We start from the raw sequence: 15,154 nt of genomic DNA, 5'->3' as shown, positions 1-15,154 counted from the left end.
GCCTTAACGGCGGGGTTTTTCATCTTGTCTCGATGCCGGATTACGCGGCGGCGGCTTTGCTGGTGTCGCCGGACGGCAGGGCGGCCATTTCGCCTTCCTCGACCGCCGCAGCCGATTGCTGGGCCGCGAGCGCGACCTTGTCGCGTTCGGCCGCCACCTTGCGGATGCGGTTGACATAGGAGCCGGTGCCCGCCGGGATCAGGCGGCCGACGATCACGTTTTCCTTGAGGCCGTTGAGCGAGTCGACCTTGCCCTGGGTCGCTGCTTCGGTCAGCACGCGGGTCGTTTCCTGGAACGACGCCGCCGAGATGAACGAACGCGTCTGGAGCGAGGCCTTGGTGATGCCCATCAGGATCGGCTTCGCCTCTGGCGGACGCTTGCCTTCGTCGAGGTATTTCTGACGCTCGCGCGCGAAATCCTCGCGGTCGACCTGTTCGCCCATCAGGTAGGTGGTATCGCCGACTGCAGTGATCTCGACCTTCTGCATCATCTGACGCGAGATGGTTTCGATGTGCTTGTCGTTGATCTTCACACCCTGCAGGCGATAGACGTCCTGGATTTCGTTGACCAGATAATCGGCCAGCGCCTCGACGCCCATGACGTCAAGGATGTCGTGCGGCACCATCGCGCCGTCGAGCACCGAGTCGCCCTTGCGCACGAAGTCGCCTTCCTGCACCACGATGTGCTTGCCTTTCGGGATCAGGTATTCTTTCGATTCCTGTTTCTTGTCGACGGGGTTCACGATGATCCGGCGCTTGTTCTTGTAGTCCTTGCCGAATTCGATGTAGCCGTCGATTTCCGAGATGATCGCGAAATCCTTGGGACGGCGCGCCTCGAACAATTCGGCAACGCGGGGCAGACCGCCCGTAATGTCGCGCGTTTTCGAGGTTTCGCGCGGGATACGCGCGATGACGTCCCCGGCCTTCACGTCCTGTCCGTTTTCGACCGAGATGATCGCGCCCACCGACATGTAGTAATTGGCCGGCAGGTTGTTGGGCAGGGTGATGACCTGTTTTTTCTTGTCGAGCAGCGAAATGCGCGGCTTAAGATCGCCGGCCTTGGGCTGCGCGCGCCAGTCGATGACCGTCTTGGCGGCGATACCCGTCGCCTCGTCGACCTGATCGACCACCGACGCACCTTCGACCAGATCGAAATAGTGCGCGACACCGTCCTTTTCGGTGATGATCGGCATGGTGTAGGGATCCCATTCCGCGATCTTGCTGCCCGGTTTGACCTTGTCGCCGTTTTTCATCAGCAGCTTGGCGCCGTAGGGGATGCGGTAGGACGCCTTTTCCGCGCCGCGACCGTCCTTGATCACGACTTCGGTGTTGCGCGACATGACGATGTCGACGCCGTCCGAGTTCTTGACGGTGTTGGCGTTGCGGATGTCGAGCGTACCTTCCATGCCGGCTTCGACGTTCGACTGTTCGGCGCCTTTTTGCGCCGCACCGCCGATGTGGAAGGTCCGCATGGTCAACTGGGTGCCCGGTTCGCCGATCGACTGCGCGGCCATGACGCCCACGGCCTCGCCGATGTTCACGGTCGTCCCGCGCGCGAGGTCGCGGCCATAGCAATTGCCGCAGATGCCGATCTTGGTGGTGCAGGTGAGCACCGAACGCACCTTGACGGAATCAATGCCCGCCGTATCGATGGCGGCGGCGGCGCGTTCGTCGATCTCCTCGCCCGCCTTGACGATGGTCTTGCCATCGAGCGGGTTGAGGATCTCAACCGCCGCATGGCGGCCAAGCACGCGTTCGGACAACGGCACGATGACGTCGCCGCCGTCGATGACCGCGCGCAGGGTCAGGCCCTCGGTCGTGCCGCAGTCGCGTTCGGTGACGATCACGTCCTGCGCCACGTCGACCAGACGGCGGGTCAGGTAACCGGAGTTCGCGGTCTTGAGCGCCGTGTCGGCCAAACCTTTACGGGCGCCGTGGGTCGAGTTGAAGTATTCGAGAACCGTCAGTCCCTCTTTAAAGTTCGAGGTGATCGGCGTTTCGATGATCTCGCCCGACGGTTTGGCCATCAGGCCGCGCATGCCGGCAAGCTGGCGAATCTGGGCCGCGGAACCCCGCGCGCCCGAATGCGCCATCATGTAGACCGAGTTCAGGCCCACATCCTTGATGTTGGAGATTTTCTTCATCATCGCGCTCGCCACCTCGTCGGTGCAGTGCGACCAGATGTCGACCACCTTGTTGTATTTTTCGCCCTTGGTGATCAGGCCGTCGAGATATTGTTGCTCGAATTCCTTGACCTGATCCTTGGCTTTCGAGATCAGCTTGTGTTTTTCGTCCGGGATGATCAGATCGTCCTTGCCGAAGGAGATGCCCGCGATGCAAGCCTGACGGAAGCCGAGCTTCATCATCCGGTCGCAGAAGATCACCGTCTCCTTCTGGCCGCAGTGGCGGTAAACCACGTCGATCAGCGACTGGATTTCCTTTTTGGTCAGCGTCTGGTTGATGACGCCGTAAGGCACCTTGTGGTGCTTGGGCAGAAGTTCGCCCAGCATCATGCGGCCCGGCGTCGTTTCGACGATGGAGGTCACCGGCTCGCCCGCCTCGTTATACGAGGTCACGCGCGCCTTGATCTTGGCGTGCAGAGTCAGAACCTTGGCTTCCATCGCATGATGGATTTCGGCCATGGTGCCGAAGGCCATGCCTTCGCCCTTTTCGCCCTCGCCCATGATGGAGAGGTAGTAAAGGCCGAGCACGATATCCTGCGAAGGCACGATGATCGGCTTGCCGTTGGCGGGCGAGAGGATGTTGTTGGTCGACATCATCAGGACGCGGGCTTCGAGCTGCGCCTCGATGGACAGCGGCACGTGAACCGCCATCTGGTCGCCGTCGAAGTCGGCGTTGAAGGCGGTGCAGACCAGCGGGTGAAGCTGGATCGCCTTGCCTTCGATCAGGGTCGGTTCAAAGGCCTGGATGCCAAGGCGGTGCAGCGTCGGCGCGCGGTTGAGCAGCACCGGGTGTTCGCGGATCACTTCCTCAAGGATGTCCCAGACTTCCGGACGCTCTTTTTCGACCATGCGCTTGGCGGCCTTGACCGTGGTGGCAAGACCATAGAGTTCCAGCTTGTGGTAGATGAAGGGCTTGAACAGCTCGAGCGCCATTTTCTTGGGCAGGCCGCACTGGTGCAGTTTGAGTTCCGGACCGACCACGATGACCGAACGGCCCGAATAGTCGACGCGTTTGCCGAGCAGGTTCTGACGGAAGCGGCCCTGTTTGCCCTTGAGCATGTCGGAGAGCGATTTGAGCGGGCGCTTGTTGGTGCCGGTAATCACGCGGCCGCGGCGGCCGTTGTCGAACAGGGCATCGACCGATTCCTGCAACATGCGTTTTTCGTTGCGCACGATGATGTCGGGCGCGCGCAGTTCGATGAGGCGTTTCAGGCGGTTGTTGCGGTTGATGACGCGGCGGTAAAGATCGTTGAGATCGGAGGTCGCGAAGCGGCCGCCATCCAGCGGGACCAGCGGGCGCAGTTCCGGCGGCAAGACCGGGATGACGTCCATCACCATCCATTCCGGGCGGGTGCCGGATTCGATGAAATTGGCGGCAAGCTGCAATTGTTTGACGATTTTCTTGCGGCGGGCCTCGGAATTCGTTTCCTTGAGCTCCTCCTCCAGCTTCACCTTCATTTCGTCGAGATTGATCGCGGAAAGCATTTCCTTGATCGCCTCGGCGCCGATGCCGGCGCGGAAGTTTTCCTCGCCGTATTCGTCCTGCGCGGAATAGAACTCGTCTTCCGTGAGCAGCTGGAATTGTTTAAGCGGCGTCATGCCCGGTTCGATGACGACGTAGGATTCAAAATACAGGACCTTTTCAAGATCCTTCAGGGTCATGTCCATCATCAGACCGATGCGCGACGGCAGCGATTTGAGGAACCAGATATGCGCCACGGGCGAGGCCAGCTGGATGTGGCCCATGCGTTCGCGGCGGACCTTGGTCAACGTGACCTCGACCCCGCATTTTTCGCAGATGATGCCCTTGTACTTCATGCGCTTGTACTTGCCGCACAGGCATTCGTAATCCTTGATCGGACCGAAGATGCGGGCGCAGAACAGACCGTCGCGCTCCGGCTTGAAGGTGCGGTAGTTGATGGTTTCCGGCTTTTTCACCTCGCCGAAGGACCAGCTCGACACCTGTTCCGGGCTTGCGATCGCGATGCGGATCGCGTCGAAGCTTTGCGGGCCTTGCACGTTGCCAAAAAGGTTCATCAGTTCGTTCATTTTTCTCTCCACAATTCCCGCGTGAACGGGATCAAAATCTGTCTTTATCCGTGTGGCCGCTGCGCGTTTGCAAGTTCCTCGCGCGCAGCGGCTTATTCCGACTTATTCGATCAAGAACCCGTGTTTTTCAGGTCGACGTTAAGGCCCAGTGCCTTGAGTTCTTTCGTCAACACGTTGAACGATTCCGGCACGCCGATTTCAAACGTGTCTTCGCCGCGCACGATGCTTTCGTACACTTTGGAACGGCCGGCCACGTCGTCCGACTTGACGGTAAGCAGTTCCTGCAGCGTGTAGGCGGCGCCGTAGGCCTGAAGTGCCCAGACCTCCATCTCGCCGAACCTTTGGCCGCCGAACTGGGCCTTGCCGCCCAGCGGCTGCTGGGTGACCAGCGAGTACGGACCCGTGGAACGGGCGTGGATTTTATCGTCCACAAGGTGGTGCAGTTTGAGCATGTAGATATAGCCCACGGTGACGTCGCGGTGGAACTGTTCGCCGGTGCGACCGTCGCGCAGTTTCACCTGACCCGATTTCTGCAGGCCCGCCTGTTTGAGCAGGGCGTCGATATCGGGTTCGTGCGCGCCGTCGAACACGGGCGTCGCCATCGGCACGCCGCCGCGCAGGTTCTTGGCCATTTCGACCATGGTCTTGTCGTCGAGCTTGGTCACCTTGTCGGTGTACTCTTTCTCGCCGTAGACGTCCTTCAGCTTGCCTTTGAGCGCGTCGACCTCTTTCGAGGTTGCCGCGTTCGCGTCGGCAAAGGTGTCGATCATCTGGCCGATCTGCTTGCCCAGCGTGGCCGAAGCCCAGCCGAGGTGGGTTTCGAGGATCTGGCCCACGTTCATGCGCGAAGGCACGCCGAGCGGGTTGAGCACGATGTCGACCGGGGTGCCGTCTTCCAGATAGGGCATGTCCTCGGCCTTCATGATGCGGGAAACCACACCCTTGTTGCCGTGGCGGCCGGCCATCTTGTCGCCGGGCTGGATTTTGCGCTTCACGGCGATGAAGACCTTGACCATCTTCATCACGCCGGGAGGCAGTTCGTCGCCGCGTTGCAGTTTTTCGACCTTGTTCTCGAAACGCTGCTTCAGGTTGTCGATCGCCTCGTCAAAGGTTTTGCCCATCGATTCGATCTGGGTCGAAACCTTTTCGTTTTCGATCGCGATCTGGCGCCATTGGCCGCGTTTAAGACCGTCGAGCGCCTTGGCGGTGAGTTTTTCACCCTTCTTGACGTCGACGCCCTTGGGCGCGGAAGCCACGGTCTGGCCAACCAGCAGGTCGGACAGGTGCGCGTAGAAGCCGTTTTCGAGGATCGCGCGTTCGTCGTCGCGGTCCTTGGCCATTTGTTCGATCTGTTCGCGTTCGATCTGCATCGCGCGGGCGTCCTTGTCGACGCCGCGGCGGTTGAACACGCGCACTTCGACGATGGTGCCGGTCACGCCCGGCGGCACGCGCAGGGAGCTGTCCTTCACGTCCGACGCCTTTTCGCCGAAGATGGCGCGCAGAAGTTTTTCTTCCGGCGTCATCAGGGATTCACCCTTCGGCGTCACCTTGCCGACCAGAATGTCGCCGGGGTTTACCTCGGCGCCGATATAGACGATGCCCGCCTCGTCAAGGTGGCGCAGCGCCTCCTCACCGACGTTCGGAATGTCGCGGGTGATTTCTTCCTGACCCAGCTTGGTGTCGCGGGCCATGACCTCGAACTCCTCGATGTGGATCGAGGTGTAGACGTCGTCCTTGACGATGCGTTCGCTCAGCAGGATCGAGTCCTCGAAGTTATAGCCGTTCCACGGCATGAACGCGACCAGCACGTTGCGGCCGAGCGCGAGTTCGCCGTACTGGGTCGAGGGGCCGTCGGCGATGATGTCGCCGGCCTTGAGCACGTCGCCCACCTTCACCAGCGGCACCTGATTGATGCAGGTGGATTGGTTGGAGCGCTGGAATTTCGCAAGGCGGTAGATGTCGACCGAAGGTTCGTCGGCCTTCAGTTCCTCCGTCGTCTGAATGACGATACGGGTCGCGTCGACCAGCGTCACCTTGCCCGAACGGCGGGCGGTCACGGCGGCGCCGGAGTCGCGGGCGACGATGGCCTCCATGCCCGTACCGACCAGCGGCGCGTCGGAGCGCAGCAGCGGCACGGCCTGGCGTTGCATGTTCGAGCCCATCAGCGCGCGGTTGGCGTCGTCGTTTTCAAGGAACGGGATCAGCGCCGCAGCCACCGAAACGATCTGTTTCGGGGACACGTCGATCATCTCGATCGCGTCGCGCTGGGACATGATGTTTTCACCGCCCTTGCGGCAGGACACGAATTCGTTGGCGAACTTGCCGTCCTTGGTCATTTCCGAGTTGGCCTGCGCAATGGTATAGCGCGCCTCCTCCATCGCGGAGAGATAGACGACCTCGTCCGTCACCTTGCCGTCGACGACCTTGCGGTACGGGCTTTCGATGAAGCCGTACTGGTTGACGCGGGCGAAGGTGGAAAGCGAGTTGATCAGACCGATGTTCGGACCTTCCGGCGTTTCGATCGGGCAGATGCGGCCGTAATGGGTCGGGTGCACGTCGCGCACCTCGAAGCCCGCGCGTTCGCGGGAAAGACCGCCCGGCCCAAGCGCCGAAAGGCGGCGCTTGTGGGTGATTTCGGAAAGCGGGTTGGTCTGGTCCATGAACTGCGAAAGCTGCGACGAGCCGAAGAATTCGCGCACCGCGGCCTGAACCGGTTTCGAGTTGATCAGGTCGTGCGGCATGTAGGTGTCGATTTCGACCGAGGACATGCGTTCACGGATCGCGCGTTCCATGCGCAACAGGCCGACGCGGATCTGGTTTTCCATCAATTCGCCCACCGAGCGCACGCGGCGGTTGCCGAGGTTATCGATGTCGTCGACTTCGCCGCGGCCGTCTTTCAGGCCAACCACGTATTTAATGATCGCCAGAATGTCGGCCTTGCGCAGCACGCGCATCTGGTCCGACGCGTCGAGTTCGAGGCGCATGTTCATCTTGACGCGGCCGACGGCGGAAAGGTCGTAACGTTCGGCGTCGAAGAAAAGCGAGTTGAAAAGACCTTCCGCGGATTCGACCGTCGGCGGTTCGCCGGGGCGCATGACGCGGTACATGTCGATCAGCGCTTCCTCGCGCGTGGTGCATTTGTCCGCGACCAGCGTGTTGCGGATATACGGGCCAACATTGACATGATCGATGCCGAGCAACTGGATCGAGGTGACCTGACCTTTTTCAAAGGCCTTCATCGTGTCCTTGGTGATCTCCTCGCCGGCTTCGTTCAGCACTTCGCCTGTCTTGGCGTCGAACATGTCGAGGGCGAGATAGCCGCCGATGATTTCTTCGTCCGAAACCAGGATTTCCTTCAGGCCGTCTTCCTCAAGCTTGCGGAGCTGGCGGGCGACGAGCTTGTCGCCAGCATGGGCGACGGGTTTGCCGGTCTTGGCGTTGACCAGGTCGTGCGCGAGTTTGACGCCACGGAAACGCGCCGGCACGAAGGACGTACGCCAACCGTTCTTGTCTTTTTCGTAGTTCACGATGTCGTAGAAGGTGCCGAGGATTTCCTCGTTCGACATGCCCTGAACCATCAACGGGTCGATCGCGTCGCCTGCCTCCATCGCGCGGGCGCGATAATCTTCCGTATTCTTGGAATCGAGAGCGCGCAGGAAGGTGGTGACCGGCAGCTTGCGGCGGCGGTCGATGCGGACGTTGACGATGTCCTTGGCGTCGAATTCAAAATCGAGCCAGGAACCGCGATACGGAATGACGCGCGCGGCGAACAGGTATTTGCCCGAAGCATGGGTCTTGCCGCCGTCGTGGTCGAAGAAGACACCGGGCGAACGGTGCATCTGGCTTACGATCACGCGCTCGGTGCCGTTGATGCAGAACGTGCCGTTCGCAGTCATCAGCGGCATGTCGACCAGATAAACATCCTGTTCCTTGATGTCACGGATGGAGCGCAGGCCGGTGGTTTCATCGACGTCGAACACCGACAGGCGCAGGGTGACGCGCAGCGGCGCGGCGAAGGTCATGTCGCGCTGGATGCATTCCTCGACATCGTATTTCGGGGCTTCGAGTTCATATTTCACGAAGTCGATTTCGGCCTTGTCGGAAAAATCCTTGATCGGGAAGACGGTGGACAGCACTTCCTGAAGACCTTGCATCCGGCGCTCATCGGCCGGGGTGTCCATCTGCAGGAACTGTTCATAGGAATTGCGCTGGACCTCGATCAGGTTCGGCATCTCGCAGACTTCGCGGATCTTGCCGAAGGAGCGGCGCACGCGCTTTCTGCCGGTGAAGGACGTGACGTCCACCGTGCCGAGAATGCGCGAGGCGTTGGTCAGGCCCGCCATGCGGGTCGGCGTCTGGGCGCGGCCCTGAACCGGCGCCTCGGCAGCCAGGGTTCCGGTCTTGCGCGATTTCGTCGTGGCTTTTTTGGCTTTGGATGCGGTCGCCGCTTTTTTCGTCGTCATTATAAGTCCCTTTGGTCCCTTATGTTGGGCCGGCGTTGCCTGCCAACACCGCCCGCGTCCTGAATTTTGACCGGATTTGCCTGCAAAATTTGCCCGCCAAACCCCGCCCGCTTCAGGCGCCGTATTCAAAAAACGCCATTCGGCGGGAAGCGCATGGCCCCCGCCGGATGGTCAAAACTTAAAAACTGCAATCAAAAAAACTGGTCACGAAAACCCGTTGTTCAAAAAAGAGTCAGCGGAAAAAATCCGTAAAAGACCGAAACTCGATTACTTGAGTTCGACCTTGCCGCCGGCGGCCTCGATGGTCGCCTTGATTTTTTCGGCTTCGTCCTTTTTGACGCCCGTTTTCAAGGGCTTCGGCGCACCTTCAACCAGGTCTTTGGCTTCTTTCAGGCCCAGACCGGTGATCGCGCGGACTTCCTTGATGACGTTGATTTTGTTGTCGCCGCTGGCCGTCAGGACGACATCGAATTCGTCCTTGGCTTCGGCAGCGGGCGCGCCGGCAGCGCCGCCAACGGCGGCCACGGCCACCGGAGCGGCAGCGGTCACGCCCCATTTTTCCTCGAGCATTTTCGAGAGTTCGGCGGCTTCCAGAACGCTGAGTTCCGAGAGTTGGTCCACCAGTTTCGCAAGATCAGCCATTGTATACTCCTTATTCGTTCGTGTTCGTTAAAACCAATATGCTTTCGTCAATAAAACCGTACGCCGCAATCTAACCCTTGCGGCCTTGCGCCGCGGTAACGCCGATGAGCTGCTGGGCCGGAGCCTGCAGGATACGGGCGATTTTCGCGGCGGGCGCCTGAAGAACACCCACGATCTGGCCACGCAGCTGATCGAGCGAGGGGAGTTTCGCCAGCGCCTCGATCCCCGCGCGGTCGAGCACTTTCGCGCCCATCGCCCCGCCGACGATCGAGATTTTGTCGTTGCCCTTCGCGTAATCGAACGTGACTTTCGCGGCAGCAACCGGATCCTTGGAAACAATGATCGCGGTCGTGCCCTTGAACAGGGGTTCAAGCGCCTCGAAACGCGAGCCTTTAAGGGCGCGCGTCATCAGACGGTTTTTAGTGACTTTGGCCAACCCGCCCTGCGCCCGTGACTTCACGCGCAGATCCGTGAATTCGGCGACGGTCAATCCCTTGTGCTGGAAGACCACGACGGTTTCACTGGATGCGAGCATGTCGCTGAGGGCTTGGACAGTGTCGGCCTTTTGTGCACGGCTAATGGGCATTTTTACCTCTTTGCCTTATACGTTGTTGCACAAACCCATGGCCGTTTTCCGTCGCCGGACCCCGGCCGGGGGTCACCGTTACTGCTTTATGCAAGCCCTGCCCCGGATTGGTTTTAAGATTCGAAAATCCTAAGCCTTCATCCGTCTCTTACAGGAGATTAAGATACGACCCGAAAACGCGCCGCATCGCCTGTAGTCTTGGACAGGTACAAATGGTTAAAAACCATTCGCAAGCGGGCCCTTATAGGTGTGGATAACAGCTGAGTCAACCTTTTTTTAACCTTTACGGGAACCACCAGCGCGTCCGCCACACATCTTGGTTTATGAAAATAAAAACAGGTCAGCGTACGGCATGCCAGCCCAAAAGGGTAAAAAGGCCAAAACGCCGGGCCAGACCCATCAGCAGGACCAGCGCCAACAACGCCACGAAATACCATGGTTTTTTTCCGCGTCCGCCGCGATAGCGCGTCTGCCAGTCCGGGTCCTCGACAAAAGAATCCGGGTCATAGCCGCCAAGATGCGCGCGCCGGTCCTTGAGCGTGACCTGATTTTTTACGTTTCTGGCCGGTTTCATGCGCGCATAAATGGCCTATCACACATGGATTGTCAAAACCTGGTTCTGGCCAAAAAGACGTCCGTAAAAATAAAAAAGCCCGGCGGTGCGCCGGGCTTTTTCGTAGCGGATGAATTTTATCAGGCCACGGCAAGCAGCGCCACGAGGTCGAGCTTGACGCCCGGACCCATGGTCGAGGACACCGACGCCTTTTTCATGTAGGTGCCCTTGATGCCCGATGGTTTGGCCTTGTTCAGGGCGTCGATGAACGCCTTGATGTTTTCGGCCAGTTGCTGTTCCGAGAAGGAAGCGCGCCCCACCCCGGCCTGCACGATGCCCGCTTTTTCGACGCGGAATTCGATCGAGCCGGCCTTGGCCGATTCCACCGCTTTTTTCACGTCCATGGTCACGGTGCCGAGTTTCGGGTTCGGCATCAGGCCCTTGGGACCCAGCACCTTGCCCAGACGGCCGACCAGCGGCATCAGGTCCGGCGTCGCGATCACGCGGTCGTAATCGACGTTGCCGGCGTTCATGCTTTCAAGCAGGTCGTCGGCGCCGACCATATCGGCCCCGGCCTTTTTCGCCTCTTCCGCCTTGGGCCCTCTGGCGAAGACCGCGACGCGCAGCGATTTGCCCGTGCCGTGCGGCAGTTCCGTCATGCCGCGGACCTGCTGGTCGGCGTATTTCGGATCGGCGTTGAGGTTGACCGCGATGTCGATCGATTCATCGAACTTGGTGTTGGCGTTCGCCTTGACCAGTTTCACCGCGTCGGCCAGCGTATAAAGCTTTTCGCGCCCAACGGCGGAAAATTTCTGCTGGCGTTTGGTGCGTTTGTCGCCGGGCTGGCGTTTCGCGCCCTTGGTTTCTTTTTTGGCAGTCATCTTAACCCTCCGCCACTTCGATGCCGGCGGAACGCGCCGAACCTTCGACCATGCGCATCGCGCCTTCGATGTCCTTGGCGTTGAGGTCCTTCATCTTGAGCTCGGCGATTTCGCGGACCTGTTTTTTCGTGACCTTGCCCGCGATCTCGCGCGAGGGGGTCTTGGCGCCCTTCTGGATCTTCGCCGCTTTTTGCAGCAGGTAACCCGTGGGCGGGGTTTTGATCACAAAGGTGAAGGAACGGTCGGCGTAGACCGAAATCACGACCGGGCAGGGCATCCCTTTTTCAAGGTCCTTAGTCTGGTCGTTGAATCCTTTGCAGAAATCCATGATGTTAAGACCGCGTTGACCGAGCGCAGGGCCGATCGGCGGCGAGGGGTTGGCCGCACCAGCCGGAACTTCCAGCTTGATGAAGCCCACGGGCTGTTTGCCCTTGGGTGCTGCCATAGTTTTTCTCCTTTACAGCAGTGTTGAACGTTTTCGTGGTCCGGACCGGAGCGGCCCTCCCACGTAAAACGGGGGTTTTTAATCATTTCAGGAACAAAAAGGCAAGGATTTTCTACACCCGGGCGCGACGGCGCGATGTCAGCATCACGAACATCACCATATTCATGGCCAGCAGCATCGCCGGATAAAGGGTGGTTACAAGGGAATACTGCGCGATGGCGGCAATGGCCAGACAATGCCGGACCAGGTTGACCGCGTACATGGTGATGTTTTCCTGATCCGGTCTGCGCCATGATTTGCGAATCGTGGGGCCGAAGGCCAGCGCGTCGATGACCGTCACGATCACGACCGCCCAGAGCGGATCGCTGGTCAGCATCCAGACCGGCAGCGCCGCGGTGCCCGCCGCGAACATCAGCCAGTCGGCGCGGGTAATGTCCCGTTCGCCCTTTTTCACAGTGGCCGCCGTGATCGCCACGCACATGAAGGCCGTGACCACGGTCGACCACGCGCCGGGACCTGCGGCGCCCACGATCTGCGCCGACGCCGCGATCACGGTCAACAGCGTCCATATGATCCAGGTAAAAATATGCGGGCGGTTGGTGCCGCGCAGGATGGCGATGAAATAAGGAACATGCGCGAGAACCGCAAGCAGGGCCGCCAACGCGCCGAACCACGATTTAAGGTCACCCATCGGTGAAACGCCTCCGGATCAGAAGATACGGCACGAAAAGGCAGTTTATACACAAAAGACTGGCGGGCGAGAGAACGTTCACAAGGGTAAAACGCTCCATGGCCAGCAGCGAAAAGGCCTGCCATGTCCCTGCCGTCATATACATGAAGGCGACCTCGTCACGCGGCTTCGTCCATGATTTACGGATCGTGGGGCCATAGGCGACAAGGTCGACCAGAGAAACGATAACGACAGAAAGCAAAGGGTTTTTCGTGATCATCCATGCAGGAACGGCCGCAAGGCCGATTGAGAACATGACCCAGTCGGCGCGCGTGATGTTCTTTTCGCCAACCCAGAAACACAAGATAAAGACGGACGTACAGACAAGCGCCGCCGTCAGCATCGCCCAACTGCCGGCACCCGCATGGTCCCATGTTTGCGCCGCCATCACGATCCAGCTCGTGAATCCCCATAAAAACCAGGAAAACATGTGCGGCTTGGTATGGCCGCGCAACATGCCCGCTATGTAAGGAGCAATGCCGATCAACGTGACTGCAACGGAAACGAGGCCATAGACGCTTTTCGCATCCACGCTCAGGCCTCGTCACCAAAAGGCCGCGAGAGCAAGCCGTCGATCACGGTTTCGACATCGGCGTCGCCGTGCAGCAAGTCGTGAATCGCATCGAGAACCGGCAACGAGATGCCGCGCGCGTGGGTCAGGCGGCGGATGGCCACGGCGGTGTGCACCCCTTCGGTCACGGCCGAACGCTCGGCCATGATGTCGGCGAGTTTCCGTCCCTCGCCCAGCGCAAAGCCAAGCGAAAAATTACGCGACTGCATCGAGGTCGCGGTCAAAACCAGATCGCCCAGACCGCACATGCCCATCAAGGTTTCGCGCCGACCGCCCATAAGCGCGCCCAAGCGCATCATTTCCGACATGCCGCGCGTAAGCAGCGCCGCGCGTGCCGAGTCGCCGTATTTACGGCCCGCGACCACGCCGCAGGCGATGGCCAGCACGTTTTTGACCGCGCCGCCGATTTCGGCACCCGCCACGTCGTCGCTGGCATAAGGGCGGAAGGTGCGGGAACCCAGAAGCGCGGCAAGATCGCGCGCGCGTTCGATGGTCGGCGCGGCCAGCGTCACCGCCGCAGGCAGGTCCATCGCGATTTCGCGCGCGAAGGTGGGGCCGCTCATCACCGCGATTTCTGCGCCGGGCACGACCTCGCGCACGACGCGGGAAAGCAGTTCGCCGGTTTCGATTTCAATACCTTTGGCGCACAGGACCAGCGTCTTGCCCGCAAGACGGTCGGCACCGGCCTCGCGCAAGATCGCGCGCAGATATTGCGTGGGAACGACCAACAACAAAATATCCGCGTCGATCGCCGCGCCCAGATCCTCGGTCGCATGAATGTTGCGATGCAGCTCGACCCCGGGCAGGAAAGGCGTGTTTTCGCCCACGTTGTTGACGGCCGCCACCACCGCGTGCTCGCGCGCCCAAAGCGTGACGCCGCGCCCCGCGCGCGCCTGAACCTGCGCTAGCGCGGTACCCCAGGCGCCGCCGCCGATGATGTTGACACATTCGCTCATCCATTCACCGTTGCATGTTTTTGATCGAGTGGCCAGCGGGGGCGGGCGGGCAAATCAAGACCATCCACATCCCCGCGTTTCAGACGCTCGATCCCGGCCCAGGCAATCATTGCGCCGTTGTCGGTGCAAAAAGCGGCTGGCGGCGCAAGGAAGGGTAATCCCGCATCCTTCGCGACCGTCTGAAGCGCAGCACGTACGGCCCCGTTCGCCGCCACACCGCCGGCCGCGACCAGTGCAACGGGTTGCAACGTACAGGCGGCCAGCGCGCGGCGTACACGATCCGCCAGATGCTCCGCCACCGCCGTTTGCAGCGCGGCGGCCAGATCGGCGGCATCGGCCCGGGCGATTTCACCATCAACCGACAGGCGGTCGATGCTTTCGCGCATCGCGGTCTTGAGCCCGGAGAAGGACAGATCATTGCCCGGTTTTCCGCGCAGAGGGCGCGGCAGGGCAAAGCGGGCCGGATTTTGCGCCGTGTTCGCCAGCGCCTCCAGCGCCGGCCCGCCCGGCTGGGGCAGACCCAGAAGCTTGGCGGATTTGTCGAAGCATTCGCCCGCCGCGTCGTCGATGGTGGCACCAAGACGCGTGTATTTTCCAACGCCCTCGGCCAGCAGTATCTGGGTATGGCCGCCGGACACCAGCAAGAGCAGATAAGGGAATTCCACACCCGGGTCGAGCCGGGGGCTGAGCGCGTGCCCCTCCAGATGGTTGACACCGATAAACGGTTTACCGAGATAGGCGGCAAGCGCCTTGCCGGTCATCATGCCGACCATCACCCCGCCGATCAATCCGGGTCCGGCGGTCGCGGCCACGGCATCAAGGTCGGCGGGCGCGATACCCGCACTTGCGCCCGCCTTTGCAAAGGCCGCATCGATCACCCGGTTGAGCGCGTCAAGATGCGCGCGCGCAGCGATTTCCGGCACCACGCCGCCATAGGGCGCATGATCCGCGATCTGGGAATAAACCACGTTCGCCAGCACCGTACCGTCGTCGCGCACGATGGCGGCGGCGGTTTCATCGCAGCTGGTTTCGATTCCCAGAACGTGCAAGGGGCGCACGGACACCGAATTTTCCTTTCCCTTTGGGCAAAAGGACA

The 15,154-nt window shown here is 60.7% G+C and carries 11 protein-coding genes; all 11 read right to left on the bottom strand.

What is annotated here, in order from left to right; genetic code table 11:
• Positions 1 to 40 precede the first annotated feature (40 nt).
• The 11 genes from rpoC to tsaD all read right to left on the bottom strand — a co-directional run bounded on the left by rpoC (position 41) and on the right by tsaD (position 15,107).
• The gene (rpoC, locus tag H6866_05840; GenBank protein USO06960.1) at positions 41 to 4,231 is read right to left on the bottom strand and encodes a DNA-directed RNA polymerase subunit beta'; all 4,191 of its coding nucleotides are present in this window, start codon (positions 4,229 to 4,231) and stop codon (positions 41 to 43) included.
• A gap of 110 nt (positions 4,232 to 4,341) precedes the next feature.
• On the bottom strand, positions 4,342 to 8,574 hold the full coding sequence (gene rpoB / locus H6866_05835) for a DNA-directed RNA polymerase subunit beta (GenBank protein ID USO08612.1): 4,233 nt from the start codon (positions 8,572 to 8,574) through the stop codon (positions 4,342 to 4,344).
• Positions 8,575 to 8,961: 387 nt separating this feature from the next.
• A complete protein-coding gene (gene rplL / locus H6866_05830) occupies positions 8,962 to 9,336 on the bottom strand; it encodes a 50S ribosomal protein L7/L12 (GenBank protein USO06959.1) in 375 nt (124 codons plus the stop codon).
• 70 nt (positions 9,337 to 9,406) lie between these two features.
• On the bottom strand, positions 9,407 to 9,916 hold the full coding sequence (rplJ, locus tag H6866_05825) for a 50S ribosomal protein L10 (GenBank protein USO08611.1): 510 nt from the start codon (positions 9,914 to 9,916) through the stop codon (positions 9,407 to 9,409).
• Positions 9,917 to 10,262: 346 nt separating this feature from the next.
• Positions 10,263 to 10,496, bottom strand: a complete 234-nt coding sequence (locus H6866_05820; GenBank protein ID USO06958.1) for a hypothetical protein — start codon at positions 10,494 to 10,496, stop codon at positions 10,263 to 10,265.
• A gap of 119 nt (positions 10,497 to 10,615) precedes the next feature.
• Positions 10,616 to 11,356 carry a 50S ribosomal protein L1 gene (gene rplA, locus H6866_05815; protein USO06957.1) on the bottom strand — a complete coding sequence of 247 codons (741 nt, stop codon included), beginning with the start codon at positions 11,354 to 11,356 and terminating at the stop codon, positions 10,616 to 10,618.
• Position 11,357: 1 nt separating this feature from the next.
• The gene (rplK, locus tag H6866_05810; protein ID USO06956.1) at positions 11,358 to 11,801 is read right to left on the bottom strand and encodes a 50S ribosomal protein L11; all 444 of its coding nucleotides are present in this window, start codon (positions 11,799 to 11,801) and stop codon (positions 11,358 to 11,360) included.
• A gap of 112 nt (positions 11,802 to 11,913) precedes the next feature.
• Positions 11,914 to 12,492, bottom strand: coding sequence for a hypothetical protein (locus H6866_05805; protein ID USO06955.1), 579 nt, complete (start codon positions 12,490 to 12,492; stop codon positions 11,914 to 11,916).
• Positions 12,485 to 13,063, bottom strand: a complete 579-nt coding sequence (locus H6866_05800; protein USO06954.1) for a hypothetical protein — start codon at positions 13,061 to 13,063, stop codon at positions 12,485 to 12,487. The genes H6866_05805 and H6866_05800 overlap by 8 nt, the downstream gene beginning before the upstream one ends.
• A 2-nt stretch (positions 13,064 to 13,065) precedes the next feature.
• Entirely contained in the window at positions 13,066 to 14,058 is a 993-nt protein-coding gene (locus H6866_05795) for an NAD(P)-dependent glycerol-3-phosphate dehydrogenase (protein ID USO06953.1), read from the bottom strand.
• Positions 14,055 to 15,107, bottom strand: coding sequence for a tRNA (adenosine(37)-N6)-threonylcarbamoyltransferase complex transferase subunit TsaD (gene tsaD / locus H6866_05790; GenBank protein ID USO08610.1), 1,053 nt, complete (start codon positions 15,105 to 15,107; stop codon positions 14,055 to 14,057). Before tsaD ends, H6866_05795 begins: the two co-directional genes overlap by 4 nt.
• Positions 15,108 to 15,154 lie beyond the last annotated feature (47 nt).

This window comes from Rhodospirillales bacterium (assembly GCA_023898805.1).
Taxonomy (GTDB): Bacteria; Pseudomonadota; Alphaproteobacteria; order Micavibrionales; family UBA1664; genus UBA6145.
This window is presented reverse-complemented; position numbering and strand designations above follow the sequence as displayed.

Coding starts and splice junctions, on each gene's coding strand:
- rplK (USO06956.1), bottom strand. CDS start 11,801: ATGGCAGCACCCAAGGGCAAACAGCCCGTGGGCTTCATCAAGCTGGAA.
- H6866_05805 (USO06955.1), bottom strand. CDS start 12,492: ATGGGTGACCTTAAATCGTGGTTCGGCGCGTTGGCGGCCCTGCTTGCG.
- H6866_05820 (USO06958.1), bottom strand. CDS start 10,496: ATGAAACCGGCCAGAAACGTAAAAAATCAGGTCACGCTCAAGGACCGG.
- rpoC (USO06960.1), bottom strand. CDS start 4,231: ATGAACGAACTGATGAACCTTTTTGGCAACGTGCAAGGCCCGCAAAGC.
- rplL (USO06959.1), bottom strand. CDS start 9,336: ATGGCTGATCTTGCGAAACTGGTGGACCAACTCTCGGAACTCAGCGTT.
- H6866_05795 (USO06953.1), bottom strand. CDS start 14,058: ATGAGCGAATGTGTCAACATCATCGGCGGCGGCGCCTGGGGTACCGCG.
- rpoB (USO08612.1), bottom strand. CDS start 8,574: ATGGCGGGCCTGACCAACGCCTCGCGCATTCTCGGCACGGTGGACGTC.
- rplA (USO06957.1), bottom strand. CDS start 11,356: ATGACTGCCAAAAAAGAAACCAAGGGCGCGAAACGCCAGCCCGGCGAC.